At 56.8% G+C, this 18494-nt stretch carries 20 protein-coding genes; 1 reads left to right on the plus strand and 19 read right to left on the minus strand.

The window, feature by feature from the left end:
- Positions 1-65: 65 nt before the first annotated feature.
- The 19 genes from ACXAH3_RS11915 to ACXAH3_RS12005 all read right to left on the minus strand — a co-directional run bounded on the left by ACXAH3_RS11915 (position 66) and on the right by ACXAH3_RS12005 (position 17107).
- The gene (locus ACXAH3_RS11915; RefSeq protein WP_474862331.1) at positions 66-809 is read right to left on the minus strand and encodes an amino acid ABC transporter ATP-binding protein; all 744 of its coding nucleotides are present in this window, start codon (positions 807-809) and stop codon (positions 66-68) included.
- A 54-nt stretch (positions 810-863) separates the two neighbouring features.
- Positions 864-2366: an ABC transporter permease subunit gene (locus ACXAH3_RS11920; RefSeq protein WP_474862299.1), complete on the minus strand. Its 1503-nt coding sequence runs from the start codon at positions 2364-2366 to the stop codon at positions 864-866.
- A 1-nt stretch (position 2367) separates the two neighbouring features.
- Positions 2368-3630 carry an amino acid ABC transporter permease gene (locus tag ACXAH3_RS11925; protein ID WP_474862300.1) on the minus strand — a complete coding sequence of 421 codons (1263 nt, stop codon included), beginning with the start codon at positions 3628-3630 and terminating at the stop codon, positions 2368-2370.
- A gap of 121 nt (positions 3631-3751) precedes the next feature.
- Positions 3752-4780, minus strand: a complete 1029-nt coding sequence (locus tag ACXAH3_RS11930; protein WP_474862302.1) for an amino acid ABC transporter substrate-binding protein — start codon at positions 4778-4780, stop codon at positions 3752-3754.
- Positions 4781-4986: 206 nt separating this feature from the next.
- Positions 4987-5703 (minus strand): ATP12 family chaperone protein, encoded by a 717-nt coding sequence (locus ACXAH3_RS11935; protein WP_474862303.1) that lies wholly within the window; start codon positions 5701-5703, stop codon positions 4987-4989.
- Complete coding sequence (locus ACXAH3_RS11940) at positions 5700-6383, minus strand: HAD-IA family hydrolase (RefSeq protein WP_474862304.1); 684 nt, start codon at positions 6381-6383, stop codon at positions 5700-5702. The genes ACXAH3_RS11935 and ACXAH3_RS11940 overlap by 4 nt, the downstream gene beginning before the upstream one ends.
- Positions 6384-7424, minus strand: coding sequence for an RluA family pseudouridine synthase (locus ACXAH3_RS11945; protein ID WP_474862305.1), 1041 nt, complete (start codon positions 7422-7424; stop codon positions 6384-6386).
- Positions 7421-7798, minus strand: coding sequence for a fluoride efflux transporter CrcB (gene crcB / locus ACXAH3_RS11950; RefSeq protein WP_474862306.1), 378 nt, complete (start codon positions 7796-7798; stop codon positions 7421-7423). The genes ACXAH3_RS11945 and crcB overlap by 4 nt, the downstream gene beginning before the upstream one ends.
- Before the next feature lie 43 nt (positions 7799-7841).
- Positions 7842-8447 carry a cytochrome b/b6 domain-containing protein gene (locus ACXAH3_RS11955; RefSeq protein ID WP_474862307.1) on the minus strand — a complete coding sequence of 202 codons (606 nt, stop codon included), beginning with the start codon at positions 8445-8447 and terminating at the stop codon, positions 7842-7844.
- A 206-nt stretch (positions 8448-8653) separates the two neighbouring features.
- On the minus strand, positions 8654-9967 hold the full coding sequence (locus tag ACXAH3_RS11960) for a replication-associated recombination protein A (RefSeq protein WP_474862308.1): 1314 nt from the start codon (positions 9965-9967) through the stop codon (positions 8654-8656).
- A gap of 53 nt (positions 9968-10020) precedes the next feature.
- A complete protein-coding gene (locus ACXAH3_RS11965) occupies positions 10021-10632 on the minus strand; it encodes a helix-turn-helix transcriptional regulator (RefSeq protein WP_474862309.1) in 612 nt (203 codons plus the stop codon).
- Between the two features lie 163 nt (positions 10633-10795).
- Positions 10796-11218, minus strand: coding sequence for a 50S ribosomal protein L17 (rplQ, locus tag ACXAH3_RS11970; RefSeq protein WP_474862310.1), 423 nt, complete (start codon positions 11216-11218; stop codon positions 10796-10798).
- A gap of 220 nt (positions 11219-11438) precedes the next feature.
- The gene (locus ACXAH3_RS11975) at positions 11439-12455 is read right to left on the minus strand and encodes a DNA-directed RNA polymerase subunit alpha (RefSeq protein WP_142852043.1); all 1017 of its coding nucleotides are present in this window, start codon (positions 12453-12455) and stop codon (positions 11439-11441) included.
- 108 nt (positions 12456-12563) lie between these two features.
- The gene (gene rpsK / locus ACXAH3_RS11980; RefSeq protein ID WP_133484925.1) at positions 12564-12953 is read right to left on the minus strand and encodes a 30S ribosomal protein S11; all 390 of its coding nucleotides are present in this window, start codon (positions 12951-12953) and stop codon (positions 12564-12566) included.
- A gap of 15 nt (positions 12954-12968) precedes the next feature.
- Entirely contained in the window at positions 12969-13337 is a 369-nt protein-coding gene (gene rpsM, locus ACXAH3_RS11985; protein WP_108857343.1) for a 30S ribosomal protein S13, read from the minus strand.
- Positions 13338-13626: 289 nt separating this feature from the next.
- A complete protein-coding gene (locus ACXAH3_RS11990) occupies positions 13627-14205 on the minus strand; it encodes an adenylate kinase (protein ID WP_474862311.1) in 579 nt (192 codons plus the stop codon).
- The gene (gene secY / locus ACXAH3_RS11995; RefSeq protein WP_474862312.1) at positions 14202-15557 is read right to left on the minus strand and encodes a preprotein translocase subunit SecY; all 1356 of its coding nucleotides are present in this window, start codon (positions 15555-15557) and stop codon (positions 14202-14204) included. The genes ACXAH3_RS11990 and secY overlap by 4 nt, the downstream gene beginning before the upstream one ends.
- Before the next feature lie 106 nt (positions 15558-15663).
- The gene (rplO, locus tag ACXAH3_RS12000; RefSeq protein ID WP_474862313.1) at positions 15664-16134 is read right to left on the minus strand and encodes a 50S ribosomal protein L15; all 471 of its coding nucleotides are present in this window, start codon (positions 16132-16134) and stop codon (positions 15664-15666) included.
- 136 nt (positions 16135-16270) lie between these two features.
- Positions 16271-17107 carry a DMT family transporter gene (locus ACXAH3_RS12005; protein WP_474862314.1) on the minus strand — a complete coding sequence of 279 codons (837 nt, stop codon included), beginning with the start codon at positions 17105-17107 and terminating at the stop codon, positions 16271-16273.
- 405 nt (positions 17108-17512) lie between these two features.
- Between ACXAH3_RS12005 and ACXAH3_RS12010 the strand changes: the two genes are divergently transcribed.
- Positions 17513-18211 (plus strand): hypothetical protein, encoded by a 699-nt coding sequence (locus tag ACXAH3_RS12010; protein ID WP_474862315.1) that lies wholly within the window; start codon positions 17513-17515, stop codon positions 18209-18211.
- Positions 18212-18494: the final 283 nt, after the last annotated feature.

The raw sequence follows: 18494 nt of genomic DNA on the forward strand, positions 1-18494 counted from the left end.
TAGCACCCTCGCAACGAAAAAGCCCCACCAAAATGGCGGGGCTTTTTAACTTCTGTCCAGACAGATTACAGGATCTGGCTGAGGAACAGCTTGGTACGTTCCGACTGCGGGTTATTGAAGAACTCTTCCGGTTCGTTCTGTTCCACAATCTGACCGGCATCCATGAAGATCACGCGGTTGGCGACCTCTTTCGCGAAGCCCATTTCGTGGGTCACGCACAGCATGGTCATACCTTCCTCGGCAAGCTCGACCATGGTTTCCAGAACTTCCTTGATCATCTCAGGGTCAAGTGCCGAGGTGGGTTCGTCGAACAGCATGATACGCGGCATCATGCATAGCGAGCGGGCAATCGCCACACGCTGTTGCTGACCACCCGAGAGCATACCCGGATATTTGTGGGCCTGATCGGGGATCTTCACCTTCTCAAGGAAATGCATCGCCATTTCTTCCGCCTCTTTGCGGGGCGTCTTGCGCACCCAGATGGGGGCCAGCGTGCAGTTTTCCAGAATGGTCAGGTGCGGGAAAAGGTTAAAGTGCTGAAACACCATCCCCACTTCCGAGCGCACCTTGTCGACGTTTTTCAGGTCCGAGGTCAGCTCGGTCCCGTCCACGATAATCTGCCCTTCTTGGTGCTCTTCCAGACGGTTGATGCACCGGATCAGGGTGGATTTACCCGAACCTGACGGCCCCGCGATAACGATCCGTTCGCCCTGATAGACGGTCAGATCAATGTCGCGCAGCACGTGGAACGAGCCGTACCACTTGTTCATGTTGCGGATTTCGATTGCCACCTCGTCCGAGACGGCCATTTTGCTGCGATCAGCGTGGTGATCGAGAGTAATAGAAGACATAGCGTCTCTCCTTTAACGGTGGTCCGTACGAAGCCGGCGTTCGAGATACATCGAATAACGCGACATCGAGAAGCAGAAGACAAAGAACAGAAGACCGATGAAGCCGTAAAGCTCCCAAATCAGTCCGTTCCACGCCTGGTCTGCACGGATAGAGTTCGACAGCCCGATCGGGTCCAGAAGGCCAATGATCGACACTAGCGTCGTGTCCTTGAACACGCCGATGAAGTTCGACACGATCCCGGGGATCGAGATCTTCAAAGCCTGCGGCATGATGATCAGACGTTGTGCTTTCCAATAGTCCAGACCCAGCGCATCTGCGGCTTCATATTGACCACGCGGCAGCGCGGCCAGACCGCCCCGGATCGTCTCGGCCATGTAGGCAGAGGCGAAGAGCGTCACCATGATCAGCACCCGAAGGATGATGTCAAAGCTGGTGCCCGGCGGCATGAAGATGTTCAGAAGCGTCGAGGCCACGAACAGAAGCGTGATCAGAGGCACGCCGCGAATGAACTCGATAAAGCCCACGCAGAGTGTCTTGACGATGAACAAGTCCGACTGACGGCCCAGCGCCAGAACGATGCCGATGGGCAGCGAACAGGCGATGGCGACGACACCGATGGTGATCGACAGCATGAAGCCCCCGAAGTCTCGGCTTTCGACGGGTTCAAGGCCGATGGGCAGGATGCTGTTCACGACACTTGCAAAACCACCTGTCAGGAACATCCACCAGATGATCGCGGCCACTACGCCGATGATGATCCCGGCCAGACTGCCCAGCGCTTTCGACGAAAACACAAAGGCGTAATAGCCGACCACAAAGCCTAGGGCGGCTGCGATTGGCAGCCAGATTGAGCCCCCCCAAAGAAGCCACGGGGCCAAGAAGGGGAAGATCGCCGAGAAGATCAGCGGGTTTGGCAGGCGTTTTGCACCAGCCTCGATTTCGGCTGCACGGGCTTCTTTGTCTGTCGACAAAGCTTTGAAGCCGATGAACGATGCGACACCCAGCAGGGCCAGACCGATCACGATGCCAATGGCACCGCCCAGATACAGGGCGGTCAGACCCAGAACGGCGAACAAAAGAACCCAGTTCATCCGGCGCGAGATCATGTTGAACAGAACCGGGATTACCGCCACGAACAGAAGCGCAAAGGCCACGATCGGACGCCAACGTTGGTCAGGAATGATCCCTTCCGACCCGTTGGGATAGAAGCCGAACAGAAGCTGCTCCCATCGGTCGCGGATCACGCCCCAACAGGCGCCGCCGCCGTGGCCGTGGCCTCCTCCGGTGATTTCACGACACGCGTTTTGCGAGGTTCCGCCCCATGTGGGGGTGAATATCCACGGCAAAAGTGCGGACAGCGCTATCACGATGAACACCAGCGAGACGATGGTCAGGATCGAGTTCACGATCCCGTTAAACAGGTTTTGCCGCATCCACCCGATCAGCCCAACCGACGATGCGGGCGGGGCGCGTTCAGGCAGCATTTCAGAGCGGACGTAAGACATATCAGACATATCAGCGCTCCTTCAGCTTCACGGATTCGTTGTACCAGTTCATCACTGCCGAGATGGTCAGCGAAATCACCAGATAGACGGCCATCAGCATCAGAACGGTCTCGAGCTCGCGCCCGGTCTGGTTCATGGTGATGCCCCCCAACGTCCCTGTGATGTCCATATAGCCCACGGCAATCGCCAGAGAGCTGTTCTTGGTCAGGTTCAGATAGTTCGAGATCAGCGGCGGGATGATCACCCGCAGCGCTTGCGGCAGGATCACAAGGCTCATCGTGCGGTTGGGGCGAAGGCCCAGCGCGCCAGCGGCTTCGGACTGCCCTTTCGAGACGGCCATGATGCCCGCACGCACGATTTCCGCGATGAAAGCGCCGGTGTAGAGCGACAAGGCCAGCCACAGCGCAATCAGCGAGTTCCGCATATGCGTGCCACCCTTGAAGTTGAAACCCTTCAGCTCGGGATAGCCCCAATGCAGACCCAGGATCGCCAGCACAATCGCGGTGGGGATCACCACGACGCCCAGACGCCAGTACCAGGTCGCCGGACGCTCGCCTGTTTTTTCCTGCAGCGCGTCGGCGCGACGCTTGATCAGAACCGAAGTCAAGATCCCCGCGATGAACACCGCAGCGATGGCCAGAAGATCCAAGCTGACGTCAAAACGCAGGCTGGACTGCCCAAAGAAGTGGAAATTGCCCAAGCTGTTAGAAAACAGCGGCTCGGGGATATAGATCCCGCGGTTGGTAATCGCGACGGTTTCCCAAAGCGACATTGTCGCGTCACCGCTGCGGAAGGCGCGGGGCGCGGGCAAGGTCTCGATCAGGATCGCCATTGTGAACACGATCCACAAAAGGACCGGCACGTTGCGGAACATCTCGACATAGACGGCGGCAAGGCGCGAAACGATCCAGTTGGGCGACAGGCGCAGAACACCGACGAAAACCCCTATGATGGTCGCAGCGATGCAGCCCAATGCAGCCACAAGCAGAGTATTAAGAAGGCCCATCAAGGACGCGCGCAGGTGTGTATCCTGCGAATTATACTCTAGCAGGCGCTGGTTGATGTCATAGCCTGCGGGCTCGGTCATGAACCCAAAGCTGGGTTCTTTACCCAAATCTGCAAGGTTCTGAGCGGTGTTTGAGATTAGCCAGAAGACCAAGATCAAGAAGCCGATCAAGGCGACGATCTGGATGGTCATCGAGCGATACCGGCTGTCATACAACAGCATGGATAGCCGGAACTGGCCCTGATGAGGGTCGGTCATAGATGTCATGTGGTACATCCCCGTTGCCCTTGGCGTTTTGTATAAAGGGGCGGCTTGGGCCGCGGTGCCAAGGTGCGTTCAGATGGAAGGAAAAAGGGCGTGGATGAACCACGCCCCTTTCTTGTGTGTCTTAACGGAAGGGCGGCGAGTAGATCAGGCCGCCTTCGGTCCATTGTGCGTTCAGGCCACGGGCCAGACCGATCGGCGTTGCTTCACCAATGGTCTTGGCGAAGATTTCGCCGTAGTTGCCGTTTGCCATGATGGCGCGCTTGGCCCAGTCAGCATCCAGACCCAGCATTTCGCCCAGGTTGCCTTCGGTGCCCAGAATACGGTTGATTTCCGGGTTGTCGCCAGCGGCTGCCGACATCTCGCCAACATTGGTCGAGGTGATGTCGAACTCTTCCGCGCTGATCAGAGCGTTCAGAGTCCAGCGTACGATGTCACCCCAGTTGTTGTCGCCGTGGCGGACCAGCGGGCCCAGCGGCTCTTTCGAGATGATTTCAGGCAGGATGATCGACGACGAAGGATCTTCGAAGGTCGAACGCGTTGCGGCCAGACCCGAAGCGTCGGTGGTGTAAACGTCACAAGCGCCAGCCAGATACTGCTGCTGAGCTTCTGCGTTGGTTTCGATCGGAACGGGCTCGTATTCCATGTCGTTTGCACGGAAGAAGTCAGCCAGGTTCAGTTCGGTGGTGGTGCCGGTCTGGATACAAACGGTCGCGCCGTCCAGCTCCTTAGCCGAGCTTACACCCATGTCTTTCGATACCATGAAGCCTTGGCCGTCATAGTAGTTGACGCCAACGAATTCGAACTTCAGGTCAACGTCACGCGACAGTGTCCAGGTGGTGTTACGGGCCAGCATGTCGATTTCGCCCGAAGCAAGCGCGGTGAAGCGGGTCTTGCCGGTGGTCGGGATGAATTCAACAGCGTCGGAATCCCCAAGCACTGCAGCAGCTACGGCGCGGCAGACGCTTACGTCGAAACCTTCCCAACGGCCATTTGCGTCCGGAGCAGCAAAGCCCGGAACGCCGGTGGCAACACCACAGTTCAGCTTGCCACGCTCTTTGACTTGATCAAGAGTCGACGAGTCTTGAGCCATCGCAGCGCTAGCAGCGATACCGGCAACAGCGAATGCGCCAAGAAAAGCGGTTTTCTTCATATTTACCTCTTCCTGATTTTGCCCATTTTTGAGGGCTTTATTTGCGGACATCAGCCCGCAGTGAGTGATGTAAAAGGGTGTCCCCCCTTCAACTGCCTCGGATTTTGAAAGGATTGATCATATTTCGTCAAGGGCAACATCGCCGATTGCGATACTTAACCTAGGGGAAAGCAAGAATATTAGCGCGAGCTAACGCTTTGGTTGTATTAAGTTTCGCGCTCGATCGCGGAAAAGAACCATGCTGCGCACGAAAATTCTTTGCTCTTTTTTTCAACCAGTTCCTGAGCTTCCTCGTCTTTGCCCCACAATTCTTCCTGCCAAAGCTCGTCCAGACGCGACAATTGCCATGCTGCATCTGCATCCAAACGCCCTTGTGTTACGGCGAAAGCAAGGATCAAGGAACCGGACATGGAAACCAGATCGTGAAAGGCCGTCAACTGGAACGCGGACAGCGCATGTACCCGGTCGGATAGGTTTTTCAGCACGGCTTCGTCCTGAGTTGCATGCATGATGCCTGAAACGGGTTTCAGGCGGGCATTCAGAGAATCGACCGCCCAGTCAAGAATCGGATCCCAGCTCTCTGCCTGCCGCGCGATCAGCTCTTGTGGGCTGGTGGCGCGATAGCACAGAAGGTCGCTGTCGCCATAGGCCGCCAGCATGTCGGCAACGGCAGCGTGCTGTACCGTGACCTTATCAATGGCCGAGTTTGACATCCGCGTGATCGGCATAGTGTTTGGGTTCACGGCGTCTTCTTGTGCATCCCATTCAGCAGCCATTGCATCAGCCAAGGCGCGCGAAGGCACGACCAGCGGGGACTTCGCAGGGGTCTTTACGGCCCGCCCGTCCAACAGCACCTGAAATCCGCCTTCGGCCTCGCCGACAGCTGTCTCTTTCCAGAACCGTTTCGCTGCCCAGCCGCTCATGCTGTCCCCCAAAGTTCGTCCAGCGCAGCGGGCAGATCCGCGAACGCATCAATCAAGATATCCGCCCCCGCCGCGATCAGTCGTTCGCGAGGATGATAGCCCCATGTGACACCGATGGTGCGAAAGCCAGCCGCTTTGCCCATATCCATGTCAAAACTTGTGTCACCAATCATCACTGCCCGAGTGGCTTCAGCACCAGTTTCAGACAGCGCCCGCTGCAGCATCGACGGATGCGGCTTCGACGGGTGATCATCCGCGGTTTGATGGGTCACGAAAAACTTGCGCAGATCATGCGCGTCATAGGCGTGGTCCAGCCCGCGCCGCGCCTTGCCAGTGGCCACGCCCAAAAGCACCTCGTCACGCGGGTGCAGGACCTCGAGAGCTGTGCGTGCGCCGGGATACATCGGCGCGGCAGCCTCGCCGCCCTTTTCGGCGCGCAGTTTGATAAACATGTCTTTGTATTGTTGGGCCGCGATATCGACGTCTCGGTCCGACATATCGGGCACCAAACGCGCGATGGCGTCGTGCAGGGACAGGCCAACGATGGACAACACCTCGGCGCGGGTCGGAAGGGCCACGCCCATTTCAACAAATGCACGGTTCATCGCCTCGACGATGAAATCCTGACTGTCGATCAGCGTTCCGTCGACATCGAAAACGGCAAGCTTAAGGGTGGTCATTCACAGCGCCTCGAACGGGTCATCAGCGGCTAGATCGGGCGTCCAGCCGAAGGTCTCAAACGTGTCCGCAAAGTGGGGCGGAAGGTCGGCGGTGACGGTAATCGGTTTCTTCGTCACAGGATGCTCGAACGTCATGGATCGTGCGTGCAGGTGTAGCTTGCGGGAAATCTCGCCGCCAATCATCGCGCCCCAACCGTCACCCAAATTGTCCTGAGACGAGCCGCCATACTTGCCATCGCCGATGATCGGATGGCCGATCTCGGCCATATGGGCGCGCAGCTGGTGGGTTCGGCCGGTGATCGGCTCCATCGCTACCCACGAGGCACGACCCGCCACACGGTAAAGCGTCGCGTAAAGCGTATGCGCACGTTTGGCGTCGGGGTATTCATGCATCGCACGCGGATGAACGCAGATCATTTTCTCACCCGCCCCGCGCCCGCCGCCTTGCGCTTTGACCAAACCATAGCGGATTTCACCCAGATAGGGCGTCGGCACACCGGCCACCACCGCCCAGTAAATCTTGCGGGTTTCTTTGTGGCGCATTGCGGCCGTCAGACCAGACGCTGCGGCTTGCGTACGTGCCAAAAGCAATACGCCTGAGGTGTCCTTGTCCAGACGGTGCACAAGACGAGGTTTCTCGTCGCGGTCGAACTTCAGCGCCTCGGCCAGACCATCCACATGCTTGACCTGTTTCGAGCCACCCTGGGTCGGCAGCCCCGGCGGCTTGTTCAGCGCAATCACATGGTCGTCTTGATAGATGACGCAAGATTGGATCATCTTGGCATCCGCTTCCGAAACACGCGCCTTAGCTTTCGTTACGGGACGTTCATCTTTGGTAATCGGCAAAGGTGGGATGCGCACTTCGTCACCCGGCCCCACGCGGGTTGAGGTCTTCACCTTAGCACCGTTCACCCGAAACTCGCCCTTGCGGCAGCCTTTTTCGATCCGGCCCTGCCCCACATGGGGGAACATCCGCTTCACCCAACGATCCAGTCTCTGTTCGGCCTCGTCCGGACCAACTGTAATGTGTTGAACGCTCATGCCATCACCATTCGGGCCACCATAACCCCCGCTATTAATGCTGCAATCGACAAGACAACCGTTCCAATCACGTAAAACGCAGCGGGCGCCACCTGCCCGCGCTCGAACAGTGTGAAGGCTTCAAGCGAATAGGCCGAGAACGTAGTGAACCCGCCCAGAAAGCCGGTCATCAGAAGGGGCGACATATGTGCTATTTCCTTGCGCGCCAAGAGTACCACAACGATGCCAATCAAGAACGAGCCCAGCACGTTCACAATCATTGTGCCCGCAGGAAACCCGGTGCCGAACGCACGAATATAGGCGTTCACGCTAAGATAGCGGGCCGAGGCGCCAAGCGCGCCGCCCAAAGCAACTTGCAGAAGGGGTGTCATCATGGGGCCTGACTGAGGCCAAGCGCCTTTTTTGTCAAGCGCTGTGTCAGGCGTCAGGGTGGTCTTTGCGCACCGCTTTCCAGCCAGTGATCATCGGTTTTACAAGGTTTTCACGCTTCCAGAAGCGGTAAAACAGGATCGCGGCCAGATGCAGCACGACCAACGCCAACAGCAGAAGCGACAGGCGGTAATGCAGCCCAGCGGCCTCGCGCGCAGTTTCATAGCTGACCCAATCCACCAGAGGGCCGGTGTTGATAAAGTCATCCGCGTCAATGAACAGCCCGGTCCCTACTTGCAACGCAAGAACCACCAGAAGCGCAAAAACCGACAGCGCGCCGACCGGGTTGTGGCCGGGCCAATAGCTTGGCTTGCGGCTGGGCATAGTCGCCACATAGTCCAGCGTCTTTTTTGGGCCAAACAGGAAATGCCGGAACCGCGCGGGGCGTGAGCCAACAAAGCCCCAGAGGATACGGAAGGCCAAAAGCCCGATCACCGCATAGCCCGCATAGAAATGCAGCGTCATGATGTTTGGGCCGAACCGCCCCAGACACCAACCAGTGATCACGACCAAGGCAAGGGCCCAGTGAAACAGGCGCAGAGCCGGATCCCAGAGCTTTACCTGTTCGACATTATCGGGCAGTTGATCTTCCATATCGTTCATATCCGTTTATTTGGTGCGGTGGTTACCGTGGCATGCCGCCCAGCGGGCCAAGGACCTCAGCAGGAATGGCAAGGGCGGCTGCAAGAGCGAGTTTACGCAAGAAGTGGCTCCTTTGGCTACAAGGTCGCAAATGGGACACCAAAATTGATCCACCCCATCATTCCTTGGGTTGAACCTCGCCGCAAGTGTCCAAGGGGTCACAGCCGTTTACTGCGCAATTTCGTAAAGTAGTCTGAGCGTTTTTTCAGCTCTCGCTCGAACCCGCGTTCGACCGGAACATAATAAACGCCGCGTTTCATTTCATCGGGGAAATAGTTCTGGCCCGAGAACCCGTCCGGGGCATCATGATCATAGGCATAGCCTTCGCCATATCCTTGCTCCTCCATCAACCGTGTGGGGGCGTTTAGGATATGCTTGGGCGGGGGTGCGGACCCAGTGTTTTTGGCCGCCTTCATCGCCGCTTTAAACGCCACGTAATTGGCGTTGGATTTGGGCGCGAGCGCCAGATAGATCACAGCCTGCGACAGGGCCAGTTCACCCTCGGGGCTGCCCAGCCGTTCGTAAGTTTCCCACGCATCCAAGCAGACGCGCTGCGCTTGTGGATCACCCAGCCCGATGTCCTCGACGGCCATGCGGGTCAGACGGCGGGCAAGAAAACGCGGATCTTCCCCACCATTCAGCATCCGGGCAAACCAATAAAGTGCGGCATCCGGGTCCGAGCCGCGAACCGACTTGTGCAAGGCCGAGATCAGGTTGTAATGCTCATCACCCGACTTGTCATAGACCGCCGCGCGCTTCATCAAACGCGATGACAAGCCTTCCACATCCAGCTTGCCGTCGACCTTCCATGCCGTGACCTGCTCCACCAGGTTCAAAAGCGCGCGGCCATCGCCATCGGCCATTTCAAGCAATGCCTCGCGGGCTTCACCGGTCAGCGGCAAGGCTTGGCCTAGTTCTTGCTCGGCACGTTGTACCAACCGCTCCAAATCCGCCAACGAAAGGCGGGTCAGGACCAACACCTGAGACCGGGACAGAACAGCGGCGTTAAGTTCGAAAGACGGGTTTTCAGTGGTGGCTCCGACCAACAGGATCGTGCCGTCCTCCATATATGGCAGAAACCCGTCCTGCTGCGCTTTGTTAAAGCGGTGGATCTCGTCCACGAACAGAAGCGTCCCCTGCCCGTTCGCGCGCCGATGCTTGGCAGCCTCGAACACTTTTCGAAGCTCGGGCACGCCCGAGAAGATAGCGCTGATCTGGACGAAATGAAGATCAGTTTCATCTGCCAAAAGGCGGGCGATGGTGGTTTTACCCACGCCGGGCGGCCCCCACAGGATCAGCGACCCAAGACTGCCTGCCGCCAACATCGTGCCCAAAGGGGCTTCGGAACCAAGCACCTGTTCCTGCCCGATCACATCGGACAGGGTTTGCGGGCGCAGCCGATCCGCCAAAGGGCGCGGCGCGTCCTGAGCTTGGTCAGGGCGGTCGGTGGAAGTGTCAAACAGGTCAGCCATAGGGGGACGTTAGGCCTGTCGGCAGGTGGGGAAAAGCAGAAAAACGACGTGCGTCAGATCAATCCGCTTTCCTGCGCACGTTGGATCGCCTCGGCGGTGGTGCGGGCAGACAATCGATCCCGCGCGCTGCTCAATCTTGCCTTTAACGCACTTTCGGAGATGCCCAGAAGGGATGCGGCTTCGGCGTGGCGATGCCCCTTCGCGACATATCTCAGCGCGGCCTGTTGGGCTGGGGTTAATGTCTCGGGCGGGGTCGAGACAGCGTGCAGTCGTTCAAGCAAAACTTGCAGATTGTCGATCTCGGCATCTGTAAACTCGCGGTCCGAGCGGGCAAGTCCTGCGATCGATCGGGAATTGGTCGGCCCAACCGCAATCGCCACTCCGTATTTCAAACCATACTCGGCCGCTTGCTTGAAAATTTCATGCGGATCCGGCAAGTTCAATTCACTCCACCGCGTTTTGGTTCCATCTCCGAAGCCCCAGAATACGATCGGATCGGCCAGCGTATACCCGTTCTCGGAATAGATCCGAACCCAGGCCGGGTCATAGGTCTTAAATTGCAAATGCGGAGACGTATTGCGGATATGCAATGCAATCGTATAGCCAGCGGGCGACAAACGATCCAGCTGCGCCAAATATTGGCTGATTTTCTGATCGTTTCGCATCGTTTACCCGGCATCGAACATATAGATATAAAACTATCTTTCTAGATGCTTCGAGTAATGTCAAACAACCGCCGGTTGCTTTTTTATCCGGACGCCGATATCGCCGGCAACCAAAAAGCCCCGCACAATGGCGGGGCTTTCGAACGCTTTTGAAGCGCAGTTCTTATTCTTCGGCGCCAGCTTCTTCAGCTTCCAGACGTGCGCGGTCAGCGGCGCCTTTCGCATTGACGTCACGGTCAACAAATTCGATGATCGCCATCGGAGCCATGTCGCCATAGCGGAATCCAGCTTTCAGAACGCGGACATAACCGCCCTGACGGTCTTTATAGCGCGGGCCCAGAACCTCGAACAGTTTTGCAACCTGATCTTCCTGCTTCAGACGGGCCGATGCCTGACGACGTGCGTGCAGGTCGCCACGTTTGGCCAGCGTGATCATCTTTTCGATGATCGGGCGCAGTTCTTTGGCCTTGGGCAGGGTGGTTTTGATTTGTTCGTGTTCGATCAACGAGCCGGCCATGTTCGAGAACATAGCTTTACGGTGTTCGTGTGTGCGGTTCAGGCGGCGGTAACCACGAGCGTGACGCATTTTCTTAATCCTTCTTTTGTGCTCTTAGGTGAGCGGTGCTTTGTCTGAGAACCGATGCGTGTCGGTCCCTCTCCTTGGGGCAGGATTGCCCAGATGTTCCCCACTACTGTGGGCATTTCGGGGGCCGCTCTACGCCGCCCCCGGAAACTTGTCAATGATCGTTGGTCGCATTCCCGAGCCGCAAAACCGGTATCCACTTTTGCTGAGAATGCTCCGCAGATCAGAACTGATCTTCGAATTTCTTCGCCAGCTCTTCGATGTTCTCAGGCGGCCATTCCTCGACGTCCATGCCAAGGTGCAGACCCATGCCCGAAAGCACTTCTTTGATCTCGTTCAGCGACTTGCGACCGAAGTTCGGAGTGCGCAGCATCTCGGCTTCGGTTTTCTGGATCAGATCGCCAATGTAAACGATGTTGTCGTTCTTCAGGCAGTTTGCTGAACGGACCGACAGCTCCAGCTCGTCCACTTTCTTCAGCAGAAGCGGGTTGAACTCCAGGCCATCGTCTTCGTCCTGACGGCCAGCTGCTTCCGGCTCGTCGAAGTTTACGAAGATCGACAGTTGGTCTTGCAGAATGCGCGCAGCGAAAGCCACAGCATCTTCAGGCGTAACCGAACCATCGGTTTCCAGCTTCAGCGTCAGCTTGTCATAGTCCAGAACCTGACCTTCACGGGTCGGCTGAACGTCATACGACACTTTCTTGACCGGCGAATAAATCGCATCAACCGGGATCAGGCCGATCGGCGCATCTTCCGGTTTGTTCTTGTCGGATGCGACATAGCCTTTGCCAGTGTTGACGGTCAGTTCCATGAACAGATCCGCGCCGTCATCCAGGTGACAGATCACATGATCTTTGTTCAGGATCTCGATGCCAGCCGATTCCGAGATCGCACCAGCGGTCACAACCATCGGGCCTTTGGCCGAAATCGAAAGGCGCTTGGGGCCTTCGACTTCCATGTTGATCGCAACACCTTTGAGGTTCAGAACGATGTCGGTGACGTCTTCACGTACACCAGCGACCGAGCTGAACTCGTGCAATACGTTGTCGATTTGAACCGACGTGATGGCAGCACCTTGCAGCGAGCTCATCAGCACGCGGCGCAGGGCGTTGCCCAGGGTCAGACCAAAGCCACGTTCCAGCGGTTCAGCAACAACAGTTGCCTGACGTGCAGGGTCATTGCCCGGCTTTACGTCCAGCTGTGTCGGTTTGATCAATTCTGCCCAGTTCTTGTGGATCATGCGTCCCTCCATACTTGTCCTGTCCCCATGTCCAAAGGGCAGGACGCCCGAGGTTAAAATGACGGAAACCGGGCCTCGCTTCGTGCGGGGCCCGGCCGTAGAATATTCTTATACGCGGCGGCGCTTCGGCGGGCGGCAGCCGTTGTGTGCGATCGGGGTTACATCACGGATCGAGGTGATGTTGAAACCGATAGCAGCCAGCGCACGCAAAGCCGATTCACGACCCGAACCGGGGCCCTGAACTTCAACTTCCAGCGTCTTAACGCCGTGTTCCTGAGCTTTCTTGCCAGCGTCTTCCGCAGCCATCTGAGCAGCATACGGGGTCGACTTGCGCGAGCCTTTGAACCCCATAGTGCCAGCCGACGACCACGAGATGGCGTTGCCTTGCACGTCCGAGATCAGGATCTTGGTGTTGTTGAACGACGAGTTAACGTGAGCAACACCGGATGCGATGTTCTTACGCTCTTTACGCTTCATGCGGGTCTTATCGCGAGCCATTGTTCACTACTCCCCTTATTTCTTCTTACCGGCAATGGCCTTTGCAGGGCCTTTGCGAGTACGTGCGTTGGTCGAGGTACGCTGACCACGAACAGGGAGGTTACGACGGTGGCGCAGACCACGGTAACAGCCCAGATCCATCAGACGTTTGATGTTCATCTGAACTTCACGGCGCAGGTCACCTTCAACGGTGTAAGTTGCGTCGATGTGTTCACGAATTGCCAGAACTTCAGCGTCCGACAGTTCGTTCACGCGACGGGTTACGTCGATGTTCACAGCTTCGCAGATAGCAGCAGCCGAAGTATGGCCGATACCGGTAATATAAGTCAGGGCGATCGGGACCCGTTTATGGGTCGGGATGTTTACGCCAGCAATACGTGCCACGTAGTCTTTCCTTTTCGTTGCGATTCCGTAGCTCCGGAACCTTTTTTCACAACGTAAGCCCGCCGGATCATTCCAAGCGGGCCGCGCTGAATTCTCTGGTCTGGTGCACCTTGGGGAGCGCCCCCTGAGACACACCGATTCCCATAAGGGATGGGGTGAGTTACTCGGGATTGAACTGTTCGTCAACCCATCATAGTACCAAGCCTTTTGCACACCCCGGCCCGGGCCTGAAAAACCAAAGCGCCGCGACAGAACCGCGGCGCCTGGAGGGTCATCCTGAGCGTCTGGATCAGGCGCCCAGAACCTCGGCGATCTCGCCCTGCACTTCGTCGATGGTGCCCAAACCGTTGACCGATTTCAGGTCACCCTTGGCCCAGTAATAGCCAATCAGCGGCGAGGTCTTTTTGTAGTATTCCATCAGACGGATCTTCAGGCTTTCCTCGTTGTCGTCGGCACGCACAGGCTGGCCTGCTTTGCGGGCTTCCTCGGCTCGGCCAACGATACGGCCTACCAACACCTCGTCATCAACGCGCATTTCAATAACGGCGTCGAGCGTTTGATTGTGTTTTGCCAGAAGAGCGCCCAATGCGTCCGCCTGAGGCAGCGTGCGGGGGAAGCCGTCGAAGATGAAGCCGCCTCCGGTTTCGCCTTCCAGCTTTTCCTCGATCAGGCCTATGACGATCTCGTCCGTGACAAGCTCGCCCGCGTCCATGATGGCAGCAACTTTCTTGCCCATCTCAGTGCCCGAGGCTTTCGCCTCGCGCAGCATGTCGCCGGTCGACAGCTGGATCATGCCACGCTCTTCAACAAGTTTGGCAGCTTGCGTTCCTTTGCCGGCACCCGGCGGTCCAAGTAGAATAATGTTCATCGACGCGACGGAGCCTTCTTACCACGTTTCTTGCCGCGCAGTTGCGACTTCTCGATCAGGCCCTCGTATTGGTGGGCCAGAAGATGCGACTGCACTTGCTGGATCGTATCCATGGTCACCGACACAACAATCAGAACCGAGGTGCCGCCGAAGTAGAATGGGATTGCCAGTTGCGCACGCAGCACTTCAGGCATCAAGCAGACCGCTGCCAGATAGATCGAGCCTAGCGTCAGCAGACGGGTAACAACATAGTCCAGATACTCGGCCGTTTTCTTGCCGGGACGAATGCCAGGTACGAAACCGTTCTGGCTTTTCAGGTTGTCGGCGACTTCTTCCGTTTTGAACGCAACTTCCTTGGTGTAGAAGAAGGTGAAGAAAATGATCATGGCCGAGAAGAACAGCAGATAGAGCGGCTGGCCGGGGCCGAAATACGCCAAGATCGTCGACATGATCGGGCCGGATTGACCAGACGAGAACGTCGAGATCGTCGTCGGCAACAACAAAAGCGCCGAGGCGAAGATCGCCGGGATAACGCCAGCCGGGTTCACCTTGATCGGCAGGTGGGACGAGCCACCGTCATACATCTTCATGCCAACCTGACGACGCGGATATTGGATGTGTACCTTGCGAAGCGCACGTTCCATGAACACGACAAAGGCAATCACCGCGACCATCATGACAATCACACCGATGATCACAGCGGGACTGATGGCACCCGAGCGACCCGAGGCCAGGAACTGACCCAGAGCGGCAGGGATTTCGGCCACGATGCCGACGAAGATGATCAGCGAGATACCATTGCCGATGCCGCGTGCGGTGATCTGTTCACCCAACCACATCAGGAACATGGTGCCGCCGACCAGCGTAATCACACAGGAGGCAATGAAGAACGCGCCGGGATTGGTCACAAGGCTACCAGCCTGCAAGCTGTTTGCCAGCGCAAAGGCCTGACCCGTGGCCAGCAGAACGGTGCCATAGCGGGTGTATTGGTTGATCTTCTTGCGGCCTTGCTCGCCTTCGTTTTTCAGCTGCTTCAAAGGCTCCCACATGGAAGACAACAGCTGCACGATAATCGAAGCCGAGATATAAGGCATGATGCCAAGGGCGAAGACACCCATCCGGCTGAGCGCACCCCCCGTGAACATGCCAAGCACACCGGCGATGCCGGACTGAGCTTGCTCCATGAAGTCACGTAGGGCGTTCGCGTCAATTCCCGGAACGGGAATGAACGTGCCAAGACGATAAATGATCAGAAGCCCGATCGTGAAGAAGATGCGCTGGCGAAGCTCGGTCGCCTTGCCGAAGGCGCTCCAGCTCATGTTCGACGCCATTTGTTCTGCTGCAGATGCCATAAGGCCCCCTTGGATCAAGTAAAGCGCCGCCGGACCGTTCCCGGCTCCGGCGGCGCTTGAAAACGTGATTAGACATGTAAGGGGCTGGCGCGCCCCTCACAAGGCCTTATTCAGCCGCAGCCGGTGCAGCGACGGTCAATTTACCGCCAGCTTTTTCTACAGCTTCGATGGCCGATTTCGACGCACCGGTCACGGTGATGTTGGCTTTGGTGGTCAATTCACCTTTGGCCAGAACGCGGATACCGTCCAGTTTGCGGCGCACCAGACCCGAAGCCACCAGTGTGTCTTCGTTAATGTCTTTGGCGTCGATTTTCTTCTCGTCGATGAACTTCTGGATCAGGCCCAGGTTGATCACAGCGAACTTCTTGCGGTTCGGCTTGTTGAAGCCACGCTTGGGAAGACGCTGGTAGAGGGGCATTTGGCCGCCTTCGTAGCCATTGATGGCCACACCCGAACGCGACTTTTGACCTTTGATACCACGGCCACCGGTTTTACCAGTGCCCGAACCGGGACCACGACCAATGCGTTTGCGGGGTTTGGTTGCGCCAGGATTGTCGCGCAGTTCATGCAATTTCATATCGCTTCTCCTTTGCCGGAACTGACCCCAGAAGCGATACGGGGCCAAACACGGCGTTTCTTGGTTTTGATTCTGTAGCCCATAAGGCCACCGGGGGCGTATAGACGAGCCTTCCGCGTGGTGCAAGCCTTCGTGGCTATTTGCGGGCGATCAGTCCGATAGCAATGCCACCCAACACCAGTGCCGAGGCCGTGACCTCGCGCAGGCCCACCGTTTCCCCCAGCAGAACAACCCCTGCCCCCATGGCGATGACCGGGACCGAAAGCTGTACCAGCGCACCGGTGCTGGCGCCCAGTTGCGGAAGCACGCGATACCACAGCGCATAGCCAAGGCCGGATGTGATTGCACCTGCGGTGACAGCCAAAAGGATGCCGGGAGTTGAAAGCGCCTCGCCCCAGATAAAGGGGACGGTAGCGATCAGCACAATGGGCGCGGCATAGATGAAATTCCAACCGGTGGCTTGAAGTGGCTCGACTGCCCGACGGCCGGTCAACGAATAGACGCCCCACCCGATCGCCGCAGCGGCCATCAAGATCAAAGGGAGAGCTGGCAGATGCACGTTCTGGGATGGCCAAACCAAATAGACCAGCCCAAGCATCGACACCGCCATACCACTCCATCGAAGCGCCGGAACCCGGTCCCTTGCCCGCACCGCGCCCGCAAACATCGTGACCTGCACGATGGCGAAGAGCACCAACGCGCCAAGTCCGGCATCAAGCGCCACATAGGCAAACGAGAAGCCCAGAAGATACACAGCGAGCGCGCCCACCGAGATCCAATCCGGCGCGGGGCGTTTGGGAGCGATCTTCCGCCCCAACACCATCAACACCCACAACATCACCGCACCCGAGATCACCCGGATTGCGGCAAACCCAGCGGGACCAATGGCACCTTCGGCCAACCCCGCCCGGTTGAGCAGCGAGTTAGCCGCGAAGGCGGCCATGGTGAGGAGGGTGAGGAGGAAAAGGCGCATGGTTGGTCCGGGTTTGATTGTGCTCCATTTAATGCGCTTTACAACGAAGCGCATCTCACATCTTGTTCAATAGACTTCTGGCTGCCCTAGATTGAGTCATTTCTCAGCAGAATTTTGTCAAACAGCGAATTCTTTAAGACCCCTAGCGTTGGACCGAGCGGCTACCTCTTAGCTTGCCCCGAGCATGGCTCGGTGTTCGGATACACCCAATTCGCCCTTGTAGGTTAACTCGGGAACCAAGCGCGCTTACCTGTCTGGGTTGATTGAAAAGACTGAAGCAGATAGCGTGCATGAAAATGTCATTCTCAGTTCACTAAACTGTGGATTTGCGTCTGAAGAAAAGGTGAACGAATCTGACACCAATTCCGGTCCAACAGAAGATGTTAGTGTTTTGGAGCGAATGAATTGACCAAAGCAGTATTTAGAACTGCACCGCTTCGGAGTCCCATGCAGAAGTTGTTTGTTCGGCGCACGGTGCGCGATTTAGTGTTCTCGATTGGTTGGCTTCTGGCCATTGCGAGCCCTTCCTATTCGAACTCGGACGGCGCTAAAAGCATAGAGACGTGTACTGCGTATGTTCAACTTTTGAACAAGCAACCCGTTACTGAGTCAGCGGATGAATGCCATGACATAGCGTCTCGACTAGTGTCTCTAACCAAGAAGGGAGTTTCGGATCAGGATTTCCCGAGTGCCTATTTGGAGTTGTTGGTCGGATCTCCAACGCTAAGCAAACTTGTTTCAGTACTGCAATCATTAGATGCCAGTAATATAGAGACGCGATACGGCATTAGTTCCGATGCCGTGGTTTCAATTGTATATGCAATGGCTAAATCAGGCGATAAAGATCGCGCGACCTTTTACGCGAATGTTCTGACTGATATTCAAAGGCAAGCCGTTTTGGAGGTTTGCGCTCAACCGGGAGGTCCATGCATTGATGGTCCTGAAAACTGGGGGCTTTCCATTCGCCTTGAGGATGGACAAACTCAAAACATTGAGGTCAACCCGGCAGACTTACTGTTTTGCACTGTTCGGTATGATGCTTTCCTGCTGCCGCTCAGAGGTTTTCTCGAGAGCAATGCAGTTCAGCAATGTTTGACGAAATAGATCGCCTGTAATCTAAGCAGTAAACATACGTAATTAGGTAAAAAGGAAATTACTCCCGTGGCGTCGGCATGCGTACAAAGCCCAAGATGAGATTGTTGAGTTGCCCTAGGGAATTACTAGGGGCGAAATTAGCACTTACTATCTATGGATGTTTTGTGAGTTTCAACGTTTGAACACACGAACGCCGGCGGCTTATTCAGCTACCGGCGTTTTGTGTTTTGTTCATCATTTTGAGAGGATACTTTCTGGTTCTTTATTAGGTTTGGCGGTGACCTACTCTCCC

Source organism: Aliiroseovarius sp. ABM4_368 (genome assembly GCF_056161205.1).

Bases quoted from the DNA above. Each gene is read 5' to 3' on its own strand.
- crcB (WP_474862306.1), bottom strand. From the start codon at position 7,798: ATGATGACACCCCTTCTGCAAGTTGCTTTGGGCGGCGCGCTTGGCGCC.
- ACXAH3_RS11955 (WP_474862307.1), bottom strand. From the start codon at position 8,447: ATGGAAGATCAACTGCCCGATAATGTCGAACAGGTAAAGCTCTGGGAT.
- ACXAH3_RS11920 (WP_474862299.1), bottom strand. From the start codon at position 2,366: ATGTCTGATATGTCTTACGTCCGCTCTGAAATGCTGCCTGAACGCGCC.
- ACXAH3_RS11935 (WP_474862303.1), bottom strand. From the start codon at position 5,703: ATGAGCGGCTGGGCAGCGAAACGGTTCTGGAAAGAGACAGCTGTCGGC.
- ACXAH3_RS11925 (WP_474862300.1), bottom strand. From the start codon at position 3,630: ATGACATCTATGACCGACCCTCATCAGGGCCAGTTCCGGCTATCCATG.
- ACXAH3_RS11915 (WP_474862331.1), bottom strand. From the start codon at position 809: ATGGCCGTCTCGGACGAGGTGGCAATCGAAATCCGCAACATGAACAAG.
- ACXAH3_RS11940 (WP_474862304.1), bottom strand. From the start codon at position 6,383: ATGACCACCCTTAAGCTTGCCGTTTTCGATGTCGACGGAACGCTGATC.
- ACXAH3_RS11990 (WP_474862311.1), bottom strand. From the start codon at position 14,205: ATGAACATTATTCTACTTGGACCGCCGGGTGCCGGCAAAGGAACGCAA.
- ACXAH3_RS11965 (WP_474862309.1), bottom strand. From the start codon at position 10,632: ATGCGAAACGATCAGAAAATCAGCCAATATTTGGCGCAGCTGGATCGT.
- ACXAH3_RS11975 (WP_142852043.1), bottom strand. From the start codon at position 12,455: ATGATCCACAAGAACTGGGCAGAATTGATCAAACCGACACAGCTGGAC.
- ACXAH3_RS11945 (WP_474862305.1), bottom strand. From the start codon at position 7,424: ATGAGCGTTCAACACATTACAGTTGGTCCGGACGAGGCCGAACAGAGA.
- ACXAH3_RS12005 (WP_474862314.1), bottom strand. From the start codon at position 17,107: ATGCGCCTTTTCCTCCTCACCCTCCTCACCATGGCCGCCTTCGCGGCT.
- rplO (WP_474862313.1), bottom strand. From the start codon at position 16,134: ATGAAATTGCATGAACTGCGCGACAATCCTGGCGCAACCAAACCCCGC.
- rplQ (WP_474862310.1), bottom strand. From the start codon at position 11,218: ATGCGTCACGCTCGTGGTTACCGCCGCCTGAACCGCACACACGAACAC.
- rpsK (WP_133484925.1), bottom strand. From the start codon at position 12,953: ATGGCTCGCGATAAGACCCGCATGAAGCGTAAAGAGCGTAAGAACATC.
- ACXAH3_RS11960 (WP_474862308.1), bottom strand. From the start codon at position 9,967: ATGGCTGACCTGTTTGACACTTCCACCGACCGCCCTGACCAAGCTCAG.
- secY (WP_474862312.1), bottom strand. From the start codon at position 15,557: ATGGCATCTGCAGCAGAACAAATGGCGTCGAACATGAGCTGGAGCGCC.
- ACXAH3_RS11930 (WP_474862302.1), bottom strand. From the start codon at position 4,780: ATGAAGAAAACCGCTTTTCTTGGCGCATTCGCTGTTGCCGGTATCGCT.